The organism is Photobacterium sp. 1_MG-2023 (assembly GCF_030547945.1).
Classification (GTDB): Bacteria; Pseudomonadota; Gammaproteobacteria; order Enterobacterales; family Vibrionaceae; genus Photobacterium.
Window position 1 is genome coordinate 216378 of the sequence record NZ_JAUORR010000005.1, and the last position, 17730, is coordinate 234107.

Here is a 17730-nt window from a genome sequence, read left to right on the forward strand (position 1 = left end):
GCAGTAATGGCTCCTGAATTCCAAAATACTATCGTTTGATGAATGAACTTGTTTTTTGAACATTGTTCATCGAAGCAATTTGGATGTTGGCAGATTTTCTTAGCACGACTGTCCTTTGAAGAAAAATTGTCGGTTCATTTATCTTAATGTGTCTGTCCTTAGACAAGTTACTTAGACAAGTTAGGCAACTAAAAAGTGAAGCGACTGTCCCTTCAGCTCCGGCTGTAGCTTTTTCATGCGCCTGTCCCTTCAGCTTATGAGGACTTAGCTTGAAGTGTCTGTCCTTGTTACGCCCCTTGTTACGCCCAGGCCCCCCTGCAATGGGAGCGAAAAGTGGCCTTTATGGAATGACTGCATTGGAATCACGGCTTCGGAATGCTGCGATAAAGCTTGTTGATTTGGCGGTTTTGCGTGAAGTAGAGTTCGATTTCGGCTTGAATGCCGGGGTTAACCTTATAATCGTGTTCTTTTTGGAAGTTGAGACTTGGCGTGAGTTTCATGAACAGCCAGTTCTTGTGCAGTCTGCGTTGCCAGCTGAAAGAAATCCAGGCGTTCTCTGCGGCAAGGTTGGGACGACTGTTGGCACTTGTACCGATGGAGTAGGTGAATAGATTCCGGCTGCTCACCCGGTCATAAATTTCGGCCAGATTCACAAACTGCCAGTTGTCATCTTCATCCAGGAACTGTGCGCTGCTCCCAATCCGGAGGATCGTGAGCTCTGCAGGCTCCAGAGCGTAATAGAGATCGACTGACGTCAGACTGCCCGGTCCTTTGCTGTGATAAAAGAACAGCTCCTGACGAAGCAGGCTGGTCCAGCCTTCTCCCAGTTTATCGGTACGTCTGAACTGCGCTCGGGTGAACGGATCGAGTGGAAGGCGCAGCTTCAGGCCGATATCAAAATCGGCATACCATTCGCCGAATTTGCGGCTTTCAAGGCGGACCCCACCAATGGCCCCCCGGTTATCGGTCCGGGTGGTTTCAACCAGTCCCCGTTCTTTGTCTTCGAGGCTTTCAAAGTCTCCTGGATCCGTTTCGAAAATCAATTTCCAGTTCTTTTCGGTATGCGGTAAATCCATCCGCAAAGAGATGCTCGAATCAAACTCAAAATATTCTCGATGTGAATAGATAGGCTGAAGGCGGATCCGCAAATAGCTTTTATTGAGTACGGGATCTTCAAGATCACTCAGGCTCAGGAACTCATCAATATTTGAACTGACTTCGGTGATGGTTTCTGAGAGAGAGGATTGCGTATCCTCCAGCCATGCTGGCATGAGGGTATCTTCTGTGACCCCTTCTGACTGTTGCCAGGGATCCGTTGCGATTGTGTTGTCTGCAAAGCAAATTTTTACCGAACTGAGCCAGAACGTCATGAAAAAAGTAATGATTCCTAACCGATGAAAACATCTCATGTAGGCCCTCGGTGCAATCGCTAACAAATTGAAACACAAGCTATATTCAGTATAGACAAGTGAGATGTTTTGTCCCGATACAATCTTGAGCTTAGTAATTTTTGAATTGGATCTAATTCTTGATTGCAACTGATGAAAAGGATTACATGTTCGGAATGGCGATATTGATGAAAAAACCTTCAGGGATACAGAGTTATGCGAAATGGGAATAATTTGCTGTATTTTTCACTGTGTCGGCAGCACTTTGATGTCATAAAACTCGGCTACAATAAATCGGTATAGAAAACCTATACGCCCCTGTATAGGTTATTTTTGGTGAGGTGTAAGATGGATATGTCAGATTTTGATGGAATTAAACGGGATATCTCACTTAAAGTCGAACATATCTTCGAAGTGTATGAAAATGAACATTATTGCATGCCAACGATGGAGGAATTTCGGGCCTTATTCAATGAACATATTGATGAGTATGTCGGTCCTGACGATTCACTGAGGGGCTCCGGATTGGGTATGCCGTCAGACTTGAAGCAACGGCGTGAGCAGAAGGTATGGCGTGTAGTGAGCGAGTTGGAAGCTGAACAGCGGACACTGCGCTCTGATGAGGACAGCTACATGGCCTGATTATAAGAAATAGGCCGGTGGAAAACACCGGCCTCATGATGTTGAATCATTTTATGTTTGTGTTCGGCCTGCGATGTAAGCTAAAGCTGCATTGGAAGATGGTCGACGGCCAAGTCGCTGACAAATGGCTTCGCCAGCCAAAGCAAGTTTCTGTAAATCAATGCCTGTGTGGATCCCGGATTGTTCACATAAGTAAACCACATCTTCCGTGGCAACATTGCCACTCGCCCCAGGCGCATAAGGGCATCCGCCCAAGCCAGCGACACTGGTATCAATCGTCGAGATTCCCATCAGCAGGGACTGATAAATATTGGCCAGCGCCTGTCCCCAGGTATTGTGACAATGGACTGCAAGCGCTTCAGCCGGGATGTCGCTGAGGCAGGCATTCAGCATGGCTGCAAACCGCAGAGGTGTGGCGCGGCCGATGGTATCGCCCAGCGAAATCTCGTAACAGCCCAACTGATACAGAGCGTGGGCAATGCGCGCGGTTTGCTGAGGAGACGTCGGGCCGTCATACGGACAGTCAGTCACGCAGGATAAATAGCCCCGAACACGAATACCGCTGGATTTCGCTTGCGCGATCACGGGTTTGAACCGGGCCAGACTCTCCTGAATACTGCAGTGAATGTTGTGCTGGCTGAACCCCTCTGACGCTGAAGCAAAAATTGCGACTTCATCGGCACCGGCAGCCAGCGCTCTCTCCAGACCCTTTAGATTTGGGGCGAGGGCTGCGTAAATGACCCCCGATGTTCGGTGGATACCATGAAACACATCTTCAGAATCTGCCATTTGCGGTACCCATTTCGGGGATACAAAGGCGCCGGTTTCAATATACTGAAGACCTGCTGCAGACAGCTGATTCACCAGAGTAATCTTATCGCCCACAGTGACACTGGACTCATTCTGTAATCCATCACGCGGACCCACTTCAACAATGCGAACAGAAGCCGGTAATGTCGGAAGATCTCTGGCCGCTAGGCAATCATTCATGCGCACCTCATTGTGTCTGTCCGTTTACAGATTCCGTCGGGCTCAGCTGGACAAGCTCCTGTCCGTGCTGAACCTGTGTGCCTTGGCTGACCAAAACCGCGTCTACGTGTCCGGCATGGGGCGCGCGCACGGTGTATTCCATTTTCATTGCTTCAATCACGACCAGCCCCTGATCTTTCTCGACTTGCTGTCCCGGATGGCACAGGACTTCGGCAACCACACCGTTTAATGGCGCGACCGGGATATCTTCGGCCTGATTTTCATGGTGTCGATGCGCTGGGTTCAGGCGGTGCAGGATCTGCCTGCCCTGATAAAAGCTCAGAACCTGATCGTCGTCGGCCAGGAACACCAGACGGATCTGTTTCCGGCGGCCAAGAAACTCAACATGACAGTCCAGCGATCGAGAGGCTTCATGGCATGCCAGCAAGGTTAGACTGACCGACGCAAAACTGTTGTTTTCTTCTCCTGTACACAGTTGTTCCAGATTGATGGTATGCGTGACGCCATGGTCAACAGAGAACCAGAACTGGCAGGGCGCGTCCTTGGCATCATACAGGGTAACGATGTGCCGGGCTGGTTGATTGAGTCGCCAGCCAGACAGTGGCGACGACCCCATTTGCCGGAAACATAATGCTGCGGCAGTCAGGAGATCGTTTTCCGGGACAGACACTGAAAGGCCCGTACTCGTGGTCAGCGTAAAGGCATCAACCGGATCCGTGGCCAGCGCATCCTGATACTGCTCAATAAAATGCGTGCTCAGATTGGCCTGTATAAATGCGTCCTGCTTCAGGATCCGTTGCAGGTAGGGCAGGTTGGTCTGAACACCGCCTAACTGATACTGGGCGAGCAGCGACTGTAACTGGTCAATTGCGGCTGTCCTGTTCTCTCCCCAGGCGATGATTTTGGCCAGCATGGGATCGTAATAGGTTGTGACGGTGTCACCTTGTGCGATGCCACTGTCGATTCTGGTCCGGACAGGTTGTGCGGCATTTGAGTCCGGATGTTGATAGGCTGGTTCAGACAAAAATTCAATCAGACCGGAGGCGGGCAGGAAGCCTTGTGCTGTGTCTTCGGCATAGAGCCGGGCTTCGATGGCATGTCCCTGATGGCGGATGTCAGCTTGAGCGAGCGGTAACGGGCGTCCTTCTGCGATGTGAATTTGCCACTGCACCAAATCCTGACCTGTGATCAGTTCGGTGACTGGATGCTCCACCTGCAACCGGGTGTTCATTTCCATGAAATAGTAGGTCTGGCTGTCCGGGTCAAACAGAAACTCGACGGTCCCCGCTCCGACATACGCAATCGCTAATGCTGCCTGAACTGCGGTGTCTCCCATCTTCCGTCGTAAATCATCGGACAATCCTGGCGCAGGCGCTTCTTCAATGATTTTCTGGTGGCGGCGCTGAACTGAACAGTCCCGATCGGAAAGATACACACAGTGGCCGTGCTGGTCTGCGAAGACCTGAACCTCGATGTGTCGCGGCTCGGTCAGATACTTTTCCAGTAACAGGGCTTCATCGCCAAAGGCGGAACGGGCTTCCCGTTTGGCTGAACGGATCGCCTCGGACAGTTCTGATTCGTGCCGGACGATTTTCATGCCTTTACCGCCACCGCCAAGCGCGGGTTTCAGAATCACGGGATAGCCAATTTTCGCCGCTGCCTGAGTCAGGTTGTCGGTATTGTCATCCGCACCATGGTAACCGGGGAGCAGGGGAACACCGGCTTTTTCCATAATGCTTTTAGCGTCTGATTTGGAACTCATGACAGCCATCGCTGCAGGAGGCGGGCCAATGAACCGGATGCCGTGCTGCTCGCAGGCTTTGGCGAAATCAACATTTTCAGACAGGAAACCATAGCCAGGATGAATCGCATCTGCCTGACTGGCCGTCGCCGCACCGATGATTTTTTCAATCACCAGATAGGATTCAAGCGCAGGGGCAGGGCCGATGCAGATGGCTTCGTCCGCCATGCGGACATGTCTGGCATGACGATCGGCTTCGGAATAGACCGCAATGGTCACAATGCCCATTTGTTGTGCGCTCCGGATCACCCGACAGGCAATTTCACCGCGGTTCGCGATGAACAATCGACGAATGTTGGCGGGGACAGACACAGCAGGTTGTCCTGAAATTTGTGCGGCCTCCGTTACGGATGTTTCAAAGAGTGGCTGCAGCCGATCACCGGGCTTACTCATCTTTCGCTCCTTGCAAAGACTGACTGGTATCCCAGTCCGGACGACGTTTTTCAAAAAATGCAGAAAGCCCTTCCTGTCCCTGAGCCGAGACCCGGATATCTGCAATCATTTCACTGGTCAGCCGGATGAGCTTTTCATCAATAGCTGACTGAGCACACATCTGACAGAGCTGCTTTACCTGACTGAGTGCAGCAGGACTGTTTGCCAGCAGCACTTCAATGGTTTGCTGAAGTTCGGTTTCCAACTGATCAGCCGGACAGGCATGATGTAAGACACCCAACTGCAGGGCTGTTGCTGCATCAAAGGTTTCGGCTGTCAGCATCAGACGCCTGGCCTGTCGCTGGCCCATGGCCCGGCAGACATAGGGACCGATCGTTGCCGGAATCAGACCCAGCTTTACTTCACTCAGTTTGAAGCGTGCGCTGTCAGCGCCCAGTGCGATATCGCAGCAGCTGATCAGCCCCAATGCGCCGCCAAATGCAGCCCCCTGAACCATCGCAATGCTCGGATGCGGGAAGGTATCCAGCTCATACATCAGCGAAGCCAGTGCCTGAGCATCATTAAGATTGTCATGACGGCTTTTCTGAGCCATGGCTTTCATCCAGTTCAGATCAGCCCCGGCAGAAAAGTGTTTTCCGGCCGCACTGAGGACCAGTACGCGCACATCCGAATGTTTGGCCAGTTGCTGCAGGTAGTGACGCAGGGCAGCAATCAGCAGATCATCAAATGCATTGGATTTCTCCGGGCGGTTCAGGGTCAGGTGCGCAATGCCACGACGACTGATCGAACACAACACCGGATCGCTGGCCGTGGCGTGCAGAATTTCAGCAATGTCACCGGGTTGGAATACGGGTATTTCATGAGTATGCATGGGTTGTCCTCGCGGCTACATCCGGAATATTCCGAACGGGCTATCTTCAATCGGGGCATTGGCGGCGGCCTTCAACGCGAGACCTATTACGTCCCGCGTCTGAGTCGGATCGATAATACCGTCATCCCACAACCGGGCACTGGCAAAATACGGAGAGCCTTCTTGTTCATAGCGCTCAAGAATGGGCTGCCTGAACGCAGTTTCTGCTTCCGGCGACCAGGTTTCCCCCTGACGTGCTTTTGCGTCTCGGGTCACCTGTGCCATCACACCGGCTGCCTGTTCACCCCCCATGACTGAAATCCGGGCATTGGGCCACATCCAGATCATCGTCGGGTCGTAGGCTCGTCCGCACATCCCGTAGTTACCGGCGCCGTAAGAACCGCCAATGATCACGGTAAATTTCGGCACATTGGCACAGGCCACAGCCATCACCATTTTTGCGCCGTGCTTGGCAATCCCTTCTGCTTCATATTTCTTACCCACCATAAAGCCCGTGATGTTCTGTAAAAAGAGCAGCGGAATTTTGCGCTGGGTACACAGCTGAATGAAGTGGGCACCTTTTTGTGCGGATTCCGAGAACAGAATGCCCTGATTCGCAACGATACCCACCGGATGACCATGCAGACTGGCAAAGCCGCAAATCAGGGTGTCGCCATAGAGCGCTTTGAATTCGTCGAACTCAGAATCATCCACCAGCCGTGCAATCACTTCCCGGGCATCAATCTGTTTCTTGAGATCAGTACCGACGATGCCGTAGAGATCCGTTGCCGGGTAGCGCGGTGGTTTCACGGCTTCAGACATGACTGCCTGTCCTGAGATGCGCGCTTGCTGACAACTGTGGACTGCCTGCCTGGCCAGCGTCAGTGCATGGGCTTCATCGTCGGCATAATAATCCGCAACGCCCGAGGTTTTGCAGTGCACATCTGCGCCGCCCAAGTCTTCTGCACTGACATCTTCCCCCGTCGCTGCTTTGACCAGCGGCGGTCCGGCGAGGAAAATGGTGCCCTGATTTCTGACCATGATGGCAACATCAGCCATTGCCGGGACATAGGCGCCCCCGGCAGTACACAACCCGAGGACAATCGCAATCTGCGGAATGCCTTTGGCAGACATTCTGGCCTGATTGAAAAAGATCCGGCCAAAATGATCTTTATCCGGAAAGACTTCTGCCTGATGGGGGAGGTTTGCACCACCTGAGTCCACCAGATACAGGCAGGGCAGGTGACAACGTTCGGCAATTTCCTGCGCTCTGAGATGTTTTTTGACAGTCAGCGGATAGTAAGTACCGCCTTTGACGGTTGGATCATTGGCGATGATCATCACATCGCGACCGGCGACCTGGCCGATCCCTGCGACGACGCCCGCACAGGGAATTGCTTCCGCATAGACTTCCCAGGCGGCAAACTGGCCGACTTCCAGAAAGGGACTGCCCGAATCCAGCAATCGCTCAATCCGCTCCCGAACCGGCAATTTTCCTTTCGACCGTTGTCTGGCCTGCGCCGCCTCACCACCGCCTTGCAACTGAATACTGACACGTGTCTGCAGTTCATCAACTACAGCAGCCATCGCCTGATGATTCTGCTGAAACTGTGCATCATGCGGCTGAATACGGCTTTCAATTTTCGCCATGAATCTGTTCCCTGATCTGGTTTATTTGCTTTGTTCGAATAATTCGCGTCCGATAAGCATCCGGCGAATCTCTGAGGTTCCGGCACCAATTTCGTACAACTTGGCATCCCGAAGCAGGCGGCCTGTCGGAAATTCATTGATATAGCCGTTTCCGCCCAGCAACTGAATGGCATCCAAAGCCATCTGCGTGGCCAGTTCAGCGCAATACAGAATGACACCGGCAGCATCCTGACGCGTGGTTTCACCCCGGTCACAGGCCGCGGCAACGGTATAAACATAAGCGCGTGCCGCATTCATACGCGTATACATATCGGCGATTTTGGCCTGAACCAGCTGAAATTCCCCGATGGATTTTCCGAACTGTTTACGGTCATGAATGTAAGGCAGACACACATCCAGACAGGCACGCATGATGCCTAACGGACCTGCAGCGAGAACAACACGCTCGTAATCCAGGCCGCTCATCAGTACCTCGACGCCGCGATTCAACTGGCCCAAGAGATTTTCTGAGGGGACTTCACAGTTTTTGAATACCAGTTCGCAGGTATTCGAACCGCGCATCCCCAGCTTGTCGAGTTTTTGCGCCTGACTGAATCCGGGGAAGCCTTTTTCAATCAGGAAGGCGCTGATCCCACGGGATCCGGCCTGAGGATCCGTTTTGGCGTAGACCACAAAGGTGTGGGCATCTGGCCCGTTGGTGATCCACATTTTGCTGCCGTTGAGCACAAACACATCGCCGTGTTGTTCGGCTTTGAGCTGCATGCTGACCACATCTGAACCCGCGTTGGCTTCACTCATCGCCAGTGCGCCAACATGCTCCCCGGAGATGAGCTTCGGCAGATATTTTTCTTTCTGTGCCTGCGTCCCATTGCGGAAAATCTGATTCACGCACAAATTGGAATGGGCGCCATAACTCAGCCCGACGGATGCGGAAGCACGGCTGATTTCTTCCATCGCCACCACATGGGCCAGATAACCCATCCCAGCGCCACCAAAGGATTCACTCACTGTGACCCCAAGCAGCCCCATTTCTCCGAATTTCGGCCACAAATGCGATGGGAACTGGTTGTCTTTGTCGATCTGTTCCGCAATCGGTGCGATTGCATCGGCAGCAAAATGATTGACGTGGTCCCGAAGCATGTCCAGTGTTTCACCCAGCCCGAAATTGAGCGGTGTAAACAGGTCTTTCATAACATCTCCCTTGGGTCCGGCAAGCCGGACATTTCATGAGAAACGACTGAATTCTCAACTGATAACAAGACGATGGAATGCCTCAGAGCAGGCGGTTATTCCAGAGTCTTCCGATGATTGTGACGATTTTTGTGCTGACGGTTATTCTGGCCCAGCGCGTGTTCACATCGTTCTTTGGCAGTATCGAGATCCTGCATGATGACCTGGATATCATCCAGTTGCCGTTGCAACTTGTCCTGTTTTTCATCAATGATTTTAATCATTTGACGTAACTGACTGTCGCTCTGATCGGTATCGTACAGGTCAAACAATTCCCGGATTTCTGCCAGAGAAAACCCCAGCCGTTTGCCGCGAAGGATCAGTTTCAGCCGGATCTTATCCCGGCGCTGGTAGACCCGGATGGCGCCTTCACGATCCGGCTGCAACAGGCCGACATCCTCGTAAAACCGGATACTGCGGGTTGTGATGCCGAATTCTCTGGCCAGTTCACTGATTTTAAAGGTCTCCACCACACTGCTGTCCTCCCGTTGTGAGCGAAAGCAGGACAGCGAAATGACTGCCGCAGACTTAAGCCTGAATATGGATATTGTCAGTAAGATGGCAACAATTCTGTACGGTTAGTCATTGATTGTGTTGTCATCTTGTTTCTTAACGTTTACGTAAATGTTAGTGCTATGCTTACGAAAACGTCAAGCAAAGTGGAGCCGGGAAAATGGAAGCCAGCACCAATTCATCAGCGGTCGCATCAGGCGACAAAGAAGTCTGGATCGTATCTGCAAAACGTACTCCCCTGGGGAGTTTTCAGGGACAGTTTGCGTCGTTGTCTGCGCCAACACTGGGGGCATACGCGGTGAAAGGCGCGCTGGAAAGTATTGGAATTTTTACCGATGCGCTGTGGCCATCCAAATCAGACGGAATCCGCATTGATGAAGTGCTGATGGGATGTGTTTTACCGGCCGGGTGCGGACAAGCGCCTGCACGTCAGGCGGCACTGAATGCCGGATTACCGATTTCAACAGGCTGTGTGACTGTGAATAAAGTCTGCGGGTCCGGCATGAAAACCGTCATGCTGGCCACGGATATGATTCGCGCTGGCAGCATTCACACCGCCATCGCGGGGGGCATGGAAAGCATGACCAACGCGCCGTATCTGCTCAAGCAAGCCAGAGAAGGCTTCCGTCTGGGCCATCAGACAACGCACGATCACATGTTTTTAGATGGCTTGCAGGATGCCTATGAAGGCGATCTCATGGGAGTGTATGCCCAGCGCACAGCAGACGCGACTGCTTTCAGCCGGGAGTCGATGGACGAGTGGGCCGCACTGTCGGTCCAGCGGGCGCGTCAGGCGATTGATGACGGAGCGTTTGATCAGGAAACATGCCCTGTGGTGGTTGCTGATCGCAGAGGGGAGCATCTGGTGAAAACGGATGAGCACCCGCATGAAGTCGATCCGGAAAAAATTCCGAAACTGAAACCCGTATTTGCCAAAGACGGCAGTGTCACGGCCGCCAATTCCAGTGCGATTGCAGATGGTGCCGCTGCCTTGCTGCTGATGGACAGTGATACGGCACGACAACATGGCCTTGAGCCGCTGGCGATTGTGCGGGGACAGTCGACTCACGCGCGTCTGCCTGCTGAATTTACGATTGCGCCTGTAGATGCGATCCGTCAGTTGCTCGATCAACTGTCGTGGCGTGCTGAAGACGTAGATCTCTGGGAAATCAACGAAGCGTTTGCAGTGGTCACTCAAATTGCGGTGAAGGAGCTTCAGCTGGATGCCGAGAAAGTCAACATCCATGGCGGAGCCTGCGCTTTGGGTCATCCGATTGGTGCCAGCGGCGCTCGGATCCTTGTCAGCCTGATTCATGCTTTGCGACGCATACAGCAAAACGGCAAATCCGTTCGGCGCGGCATTGCATCACTCTGTATTGGTGGCGGAGAGGCAACAGCCATCGCCATTGAACTACCTTCTGATTAAATCAATGGTCGGGTAGCTGTATCACCGATCAGGAACGAACAGTGGAGAGGACAACCCCATGATTGAGAAAGTACCGCAGTTTATTGAAGGCCAGTTTCGCCAGTCACGCACTGAGGAATGGATTGATGTGACAAACCCGGCAACGAATGAAGTGATTGCGCAGTTGCCCTGTGCACTGACATCAGAGATCGATCAGGCGATTGCCAGTGCCAAAGCAACTTTTGAAAAGTGGAAAGAAGTGCCGGTTCCGGAACGGGCCCGACTAATGCTGAGTTATCAGCAGCTTCTGAAAGCACATCATGACGAGTTAGCCTGTCTGCTGTCTAGCGAAACCGGCAAAATTCTGGCGGATGCCAAAGGGGATGTCTGGCGTGGGATTGAAGTGGTTGAACAGGCCGCGAATATTGCCAGCCTGATGATGGGGGAAACCAGTGAAAATGTCGCCAAGCATATTGATACCTTTTCGCTGACGCAGCCGCTGGGTGTGTGCAGTGGGATCACGCCTTTTAACTTCCCCGCGATGATCCCGCTGTGGATGTTTCCGCTGGCCATTGCGGCCGGGAATACTTTTATCCTCAAACCGTCTGATCAGGTGCCGCTGACCTCGGTTCGTCTGGCGGAACTCTTCGAACAGGCGGGGGCGCCTCCGGGTGTGCTGCAAGTGGTGCATGGCCGAAAAGCTCAGGTGGATCACATTCTGGAGCATCCGGACATCCGAACGGTCTCCTTTGTTGGATCGGTGCCCGTTGCCCGGTACATCTACCAGACAGGCACCCAGCATCTGAAACGCGTTCAGGCGTTTGCCGGCGCGAAAAACCATCTGGTGGTGATGCCGGATGCCAATAAAGCGCAGGTGATTAATAATCTGGTGGGCGCTTCGGTGGGCGCGGCCGGGCAGCGCTGTATGGCGATTTCCGTTGCTGTGTTTGTCGATGGTGCCAAAGACTGGATCCCAGAACTCAAAGAAGCGATGGCCAGGATGAAGCCGGGCGGCTGGGATGAAGAGGACGCGGCCTATGGCCCGCTGATCAGCCCCGAAGCGAAAACGCGTGTGCTGCGTTTGATTCAGGAAGGTAAATCTCAGGGCGCAGTCTGTGAACTCGACGGGAGTGAATGCACGGTTAAAGATTATCCGAACGGCAACTGGGTGGGCCCGACGCTGTTCAGCGGCGTGACGCCAGAAATGAGCATCTATCGCGAAGAAATTTTCGGACCGGTGCTGGTGTGTGTGGAAGTCAATTCGTTGGAAGAAGCCATCGCGCTGATCAATGAGAATCCATATGGTAACGGAACGTCCATCTTCACCGCCAGCGGTGCTGCTGCCCGTAAATTCCAGCATGAGATTCAGGTGGGTCAGGTTGGCATTAATGTGCCGATTCCTGTGCCATTACCGTTCTTTTCATTCACCGGATGGCGCGGCAGTTTCTATGGTGACCTGCATGCCTATGGCAAACAGGCGGTCCGTTTCTACACCGAGACCAAGACCGTGACTTCGCGCTGGTTTGATGACGATATTCCGAAAGGACCGAATCTGACGATCAACATGGATCACTGATCCTCATATCAACCGGAGCAAAGCAATGGATTTTGAACTCAACGAAGATCAGGCTGCTTTTGCCGAGGCTGCCCGCCAGTTCTCGCAAGAACAGCTGTTACCGATGGCTGCGAGTTGGGATGAAACGTCCACTTTCCCGAAATCTGTCTTACGACAGGCGGGTGAAATGGGCTTCCTCAGTCTGTATACGCCAGTCGAGCATGGGGGGATGGGTCTGAGCCGTCTTGATGCCTCGATGATTTTCGAGCAACTGGCGATGGGCTGTACGTCGACGACGGCTTTTATGACGATTCACAATATGGTGACCTGGATGATTGCCAGTTTCGGGTCGGAAGCCGCCAAAGCGGCATGTTGTCCCAAGCTGATCACCGGGGAGTGGCTCGGATCTTATTGTCTGACAGAAGCCAATGCCGGATCGGATGCTGCGTCTCTGACCACAAAAGCCGAACGGAAAGGCGATACCTATGAGATCTCCGGATCCAAAGCGTTTATTTCCGGCGCGGGAGATACGGATGTTCTGGTTGTGATGGCACGGACTGGCGAAGTTGGTGCCAGCGGGATTTCTGCCTTTATTATTCCGGCGGATGCCGACGGCATCAGTTATGGCCGCAAAGAGCCCAAACTGGGCTGGCACAGTCAGCCCACCCGGGCCGTGACTTTTGACCGCGTCACCATTCCTGCGCACTTCCGGTTGGGTGAAGAAGGTGAAGGGTTTCGATTTGCGATGAAAGGACTGGATGGAGGCCGGATTAATATTGCCACCTGCTCTGTGGGAACGGCGCAACAGGCACTGAATCTGGCACGGGCATACATGACCGAAAGAAAACAGTTCGGTAAACCGCTGGCTCAGTTTCAGGCGTTACAGTTCAAGCTTGCAGATATGGCAACCGAGCTGGTGGCTGCACGCCAGTTGGTCCGCTTTGCGGCGGCCAAGCTGGATCGCCAGGATCCGGAAGCCACGGCGTATTGCGCCATGGCCAAACGGTTTGCGACCGATGTCGGTTTTTCGGTTTGCGATCAGGCGCTGCAGCTGTATGGCGGCTATGGCTATATTCAGGAGTATCCGATTGAACGTCATTTCCGGGATGTGCGTGTGCATCAAATTCTTGAAGGAACGAATGAAATCATGCGCTTGATCATCGCAAGGCGATTGCTCAGCGAGGATACTACGCTGTTTTGAATCACTTTGAAGGATGCAGAACGCAGCAAATTAACTGAGAGGATGGCAAGATGCACGCACTGACACAGACGGGTGGGCCAATTGAAGTGGAGATTCAAGGTCATGTGGCCGTTTTGACCATGAACAATCCGCCCGCCAATACCTGGACGGCAGAGAGTCTCAATCAGCTGAAATCACTGGTTGAAGCGTTGAATGAAGACAAGACGATTTATGCGCTGGTTCTGACCGGAAAAGGTGAGAAGTTTTTCTCGGCAGGTGCCGATCTGAAGCTGTTCGCCGACGGTGACAAAGCGGTGGCGGCAGAGATGGCCTTTTGCTTCGGGCAGGCGTTTGAAACCTTGTCGGCATTTCGGGGCGTGTCGATTGCAGCGATCAATGGCTATGCCATGGGGGGCGGCCTGGAAGTCGCTTTAGCCTGTGATATCCGGATTGCTGAAGCGCATGCGGTGATGGCATTACCTGAGGCCAGCGTGGGGTTATTGCCATGTGCTGGCGGGACTCAGAATCTGGCCTGGCTGGTGGGTGAAGGCTGGGCGAAACGCATGATTTTGTGCGGTGAGCGTGTCGGGGCTTCTCAGGCGTCAGAGATCCGTCTGGTAGAGGAAGTGGTGGCTTCAGGTCAGGCACTGGAAACGGCCATTCATCTGGCGGAAAAGGTTGCGCATCAGTCACCGGTTGCTGTGACAGCATGTAAGGCTTTGATCCAAAATGCACGTTATGCACCGCTCAATCAGGGGTTGATTCAGGAAAGAGAGCGTTTCATTCGTCTGTTTGATACCAGAGATCAACGGGAGGGGGTTCAGGCGTTTTTAGAGAAGCGCCCGCCCGTGTGGAAAAATCAATAATCAGTGGTTTTGAACCATAAATAAACAAAGTTGTAGGCCGTATTCTGACGGAAGTTGAATGCGGCACATGGAGTATGTATGACAGGAAAGATGAATTTTAGTGAGCTGCCATGTCAGGACGGCCATCGGATTGGTGTGGCTGCACTGGATAACCCGGCATCGTTGAATGCACTGACGCTGGATATGCTGAAGCAGCTCAGTGCCCAACTGACGGACTGGGCGCAGGATGATGGGATTGTCTGTGTCTTCCTGCATAGTGATTTTGCCAAAGCATTCTGTGCCGGCGGCGATGTGCGGGCGATGTATCACGCGATGCTCAGTGCAGAAAGTCATAAAGAAGCCGGTGAACTAGGGGCTTCTCCGGAAGCTTTCCTGACGGAGTATTTCAGTGTGGAATACCGCTGCGACTATCAAATTCATCAGTTCAAAAAGCCATTGATTGCCTGGGGTGAAGGGATCGTCATGGGAGGCGGCATCGGTTTATTTGTCGGTGCGGGTCATCGGGTGGTCACGCCATCCAGTTCGCTGGCGATGCCTGAAATTACCATCGGGCTTTATCCGGATGTCGGCGGTACCTGGTTTCTGAATCAGCTGCCGGGTGGCGTCGGGCTCTTCCTCGGCTTGACTGGGGCACGGGTGAATGCCAGTGACGCGCTTGATCTGAAAATGACGGATCATATTCTGCTTGCCGATCAAAAAGAGGCGTTGCTTGCGGCGCTGTGTGATCTCAACTGGCAAGCCGTAACGGATCACGATCAGGCGGTGACGAACTGTCTGAGTCAACTGGCGGAATCTGCGAAACCGGCGTGGCCGCCAAGCCAGATGATCCCTTATTTTCCGCAGATCATGGCTGCTTGTGTGGGCCGGAACCTGGATGAGATTTGCCAGCAGATTCAGGCGATCGATGGCTTGGGGACCTGGCTGGAAACGGCGAAAGCGACACTGAGAAAGGGCAGCCCTATTTCAGCGCATACCTGTTACCGGCAGGTCCGAGATTATAAGAACATTTCACTGGCAGACAGTTTCCGGCTGGAGCTGGGGCTCTCTGTACGCTGTGGCTTACTGGGAGAGTTTCAGGAGGGGGTGCGTGCCCATCTGATTGACAAAACGGGCGAGCCTCAGTGGATTTTCCCGAATGTTGCAGCAGTGGATACCAGCGTGATTGATGATCTGTTCGCGCCTATGTGGCATGAAGACGATCACCCATTGGCTGATCTGGTGTAACCGGACAGTCATGAATCATGGATGAATGAAGGCCGTATCATGCGTGAGGCTGAACTGTAGCACCGAACAAGACTGATCTCAGAACTGATCCAGTTCTGCAAAACAGATTCAATGTTTGAAAAGGAGTGTGTGATGGCAGCGACAATTGCATTTATCGGGCTCGGCAATATGGGTGGCCCGATGGCAAGGAACTTACTTAAAGCAGGCTGTAAAGTGCAGGTGTTCGACATCAATACAGAAGCGGCACGTCAGTTAGCGTCCGATGGTGCGGTGGCGGCCAGCAGTTTGAAAGAAGCTGTGGCTGGCGCTGATACCGTGATGACCATGCTGCCTGCAGGCCAGCATGTGCGGCAGGTCTATCTTGGGCCGAAAGGTCGGCCGGAAGACGGTCTGTTTGCGATGGTGTCACCGGGCACCTTCCTGATTGATTCCTCAACGATCGATCCGGCGACTGCAAAGGAAGTGGCTGATCATGCAGCTGACCACCAGATCGAATTTGTCGATGCGCCGGTCTCGGGCGGTGTTGCGGGTGCAGAGGCGGGTACGCTGACCTTTATTGTCGGGGGAACGGATTCAGCGTTTCGTCAGGCTGAGTCTGTGCTGCGGCATGTGGGGAAGAACATCTTTCATGCTGGTCCGGCCGGGGCGGGCCAGATGGCCAAAATCTGTAACAACCTGATGCTCGCCATACAGATGGCTGGTGCCTGTGAAGCTTTGAATCTGGGGATCGAGAACGGCCTGGATCCCAAAGTGTTGTCAGACATCATGTTGCAAAGTTCAGGCAGAAACTGGGTGTTAGAACTCTATAACCCTTGTCCGGGCGTGCTTGAAAATGCACCGGCCAGCAAGGGGTATCAGCCGGGATTCATGAGTAAGCTAATGCTGAAAGATCTGGGGTTAGGGATGGACGCTGCGTTGCTCAGTCAGACGGCTGTCCCCATGGGATCACTGGCGCGTAACCTCTATGCCCTGCACAATGCTAAAGGCAATGAACTTCGCGATTTTTCCAGTTTGTTTGAGTTGTATCAGCGGCAGCAATGAGTGTTGCAGAACAAGGAGAGACCTATGGATATCAAGAACTCAGTGATTGCGATTACGGGCGCCGGACAAGGGCTCGGGCAAATGATGGCGATCACGCTGGCAAAAGCCGGGGCGGATCTGGCGCTGATTGATCTCAACCCGGAAGGTCTGGCTCAAACCCGCTCTCAGTGCCAGATGCTCAGCAGCAAGGCACTGACGTATGAAGTGGATGTGACGCAGGAACATGAAGTTGAGCGTGTTTTTGACCGGATTATGGATGATTTTGGTCAACTGGATGGCTTAGTGAATAACGCCGGAATTCTGCGGGATGGCCTGCTGGTGAAAGTCAAAGACAGCGAGATCTCTAAAATGTCGCTGGCGCAGTTTAATGCCGTCATGACGGTGAATGTGACCGGCACTTTTTTGTGTGGCCGGGAAGCGGCAGCACGAATGATTCAGTCTCAACGACCGGGGGCCATTATTAATATCTCCAGCGTCGCACGAGCCGGGAATTTTGGTCAGACGAACTATGCAGCGTCGAAAGCGGCAGTGGCGACTATGGCCGTTTGCTGGGCCAAAGAGCTGGGTCGGTACGGTATTCGGGCTGCGGCAGTTGCGCCGGGAGTGGTCCGAACCGCAATGGCGGATCAGTTACCGCAGGAAGCGATAGCGCGTTTGGAAAAAATGATCCCGCTGGGCCGGGTCGGACAGGCTCAGGAAATAGCGCACGCCGTTCAGTATATTCTGGAAAATGATTATTTTACCGGACGTGTGCTGGAGATTGACGGCGGGATGCGGATGTAACTGCTCATCATACAAGCCTGAAGACGAGCAACCGATTGGGTTTACGGGTCAGTTAAGGCCCGTAAATCATGGCGTAGAGTGCCAGCCCACCGCCAATCACCAGCATCAGCATAGACAGATAAGACGTGAATTTGCTGAGAATGGCCATCAATTTTTGATTGATTTCTTTCATCTTTGTTTCTTGTCATTCTGTGAGTCACGGCCCGCACAATGCCATAA

16 protein-coding genes are annotated in these 17730 nt (G+C 53.1%); 8 read left to right on the forward strand and 8 right to left on the reverse strand.

Features of this window, described 5'->3' with window-relative positions; all coding sequences use genetic code 11:
* Nucleotides 1-362 precede the first annotated feature (362 nt).
* The gene (locus Q4579_RS07250) at nt 363-1370 is read right to left on the reverse strand and encodes a hypothetical protein (RefSeq protein ID WP_303562844.1); all 1008 of its coding nucleotides are present in this window, start codon (nt 1368-1370) and stop codon (nt 363-365) included.
* A 366-nt stretch (nt 1371-1736) separates the two neighbouring features.
* Between Q4579_RS07250 and Q4579_RS07255 the strand changes: the two genes are divergently transcribed.
* Complete coding sequence (locus Q4579_RS07255) at nt 1737-2030, forward strand: hypothetical protein (RefSeq protein WP_303562846.1); 294 nt, start codon at nt 1737-1739, stop codon at nt 2028-2030.
* A 51-nt stretch (nt 2031-2081) separates the two neighbouring features.
* On the opposite strand, the gene Q4579_RS07260 is transcribed toward Q4579_RS07255, so the two are convergent.
* The 6 genes from Q4579_RS07260 to Q4579_RS07285 all read right to left on the reverse strand — a co-directional run bounded on the left by Q4579_RS07260 (nt 2082) and on the right by Q4579_RS07285 (nt 9414).
* Entirely contained in the window at nt 2082-3020 is a 939-nt protein-coding gene (locus Q4579_RS07260) for a hydroxymethylglutaryl-CoA lyase (protein WP_303562848.1), read from the reverse strand.
* 7 nt (nt 3021-3027) lie between these two features.
* Nucleotides 3028-5214 carry a biotin carboxylase N-terminal domain-containing protein gene (locus tag Q4579_RS07265; RefSeq protein ID WP_303562850.1) on the reverse strand — a complete coding sequence of 729 codons (2187 nt, stop codon included), beginning with the start codon at nt 5212-5214 and terminating at the stop codon, nt 3028-3030.
* A complete protein-coding gene (locus Q4579_RS07270) occupies nt 5207-6085 on the reverse strand; it encodes an enoyl-CoA hydratase-related protein (protein ID WP_303562852.1) in 879 nt (292 codons plus the stop codon). The genes Q4579_RS07265 and Q4579_RS07270 overlap by 8 nt, the downstream gene beginning before the upstream one ends.
* A gap of 15 nt (nt 6086-6100) precedes the next feature.
* A complete protein-coding gene (locus Q4579_RS07275; protein WP_303562853.1) occupies nt 6101-7714 on the reverse strand; it encodes a carboxyl transferase domain-containing protein in 1614 nt (537 codons plus the stop codon).
* A gap of 21 nt (nt 7715-7735) precedes the next feature.
* A complete protein-coding gene (locus tag Q4579_RS07280; RefSeq protein WP_303562854.1) occupies nt 7736-8905 on the reverse strand; it encodes an isovaleryl-CoA dehydrogenase in 1170 nt (389 codons plus the stop codon).
* A gap of 95 nt (nt 8906-9000) precedes the next feature.
* On the reverse strand, nt 9001-9414 hold the full coding sequence (locus Q4579_RS07285; protein WP_303562900.1) for a MerR family DNA-binding transcriptional regulator: 414 nt from the start codon (nt 9412-9414) through the stop codon (nt 9001-9003).
* 203 nt (nt 9415-9617) lie between these two features.
* On the opposite strand from Q4579_RS07285, the gene Q4579_RS07290 reads away from it, so the two are divergent.
* The 7 genes from Q4579_RS07290 to Q4579_RS07320 all read left to right on the forward strand — a co-directional run bounded on the left by Q4579_RS07290 (nt 9618) and on the right by Q4579_RS07320 (nt 17511).
* Nucleotides 9618-10883 (forward strand): thiolase family protein, encoded by a 1266-nt coding sequence (locus tag Q4579_RS07290; RefSeq protein ID WP_303562856.1) that lies wholly within the window; start codon nt 9618-9620, stop codon nt 10881-10883.
* Nucleotides 10884-10941: 58 nt separating this feature from the next.
* On the forward strand, nt 10942-12438 hold the full coding sequence (locus Q4579_RS07295; RefSeq protein WP_303562858.1) for a CoA-acylating methylmalonate-semialdehyde dehydrogenase: 1497 nt from the start codon (nt 10942-10944) through the stop codon (nt 12436-12438).
* Between the two features lie 25 nt (nt 12439-12463).
* Entirely contained in the window at nt 12464-13618 is a 1155-nt protein-coding gene (locus tag Q4579_RS07300; protein WP_303562860.1) for an acyl-CoA dehydrogenase family protein, read from the forward strand.
* Nucleotides 13619-13668: 50 nt separating this feature from the next.
* Complete coding sequence (locus Q4579_RS07305) at nt 13669-14463, forward strand: enoyl-CoA hydratase (protein WP_303562862.1); 795 nt, start codon at nt 13669-13671, stop codon at nt 14461-14463.
* Nucleotides 14464-14541: 78 nt separating this feature from the next.
* A complete protein-coding gene (locus Q4579_RS07310) occupies nt 14542-15687 on the forward strand; it encodes an enoyl-CoA hydratase/isomerase family protein (RefSeq protein WP_303562864.1) in 1146 nt (381 codons plus the stop codon).
* Nucleotides 15688-15798: 111 nt separating this feature from the next.
* Nucleotides 15799-16728: a 3-hydroxyisobutyrate dehydrogenase gene (gene mmsB, locus Q4579_RS07315; RefSeq protein ID WP_303562865.1), complete on the forward strand. Its 930-nt coding sequence runs from the start codon at nt 15799-15801 to the stop codon at nt 16726-16728.
* Between the two features lie 24 nt (nt 16729-16752).
* Nucleotides 16753-17511 carry an SDR family oxidoreductase gene (locus tag Q4579_RS07320; RefSeq protein WP_303562866.1) on the forward strand — a complete coding sequence of 253 codons (759 nt, stop codon included), beginning with the start codon at nt 16753-16755 and terminating at the stop codon, nt 17509-17511.
* A 52-nt stretch (nt 17512-17563) separates the two neighbouring features.
* On the opposite strand, the gene Q4579_RS07325 is transcribed toward Q4579_RS07320, so the two are convergent.
* Nucleotides 17564-17683, reverse strand: coding sequence for a 3-ketoacyl-ACP reductase (locus Q4579_RS07325; RefSeq protein ID WP_303562867.1), 120 nt, complete (start codon nt 17681-17683; stop codon nt 17564-17566).
* Between the last annotated feature and the right edge of the window lie 47 nt (nt 17684-17730).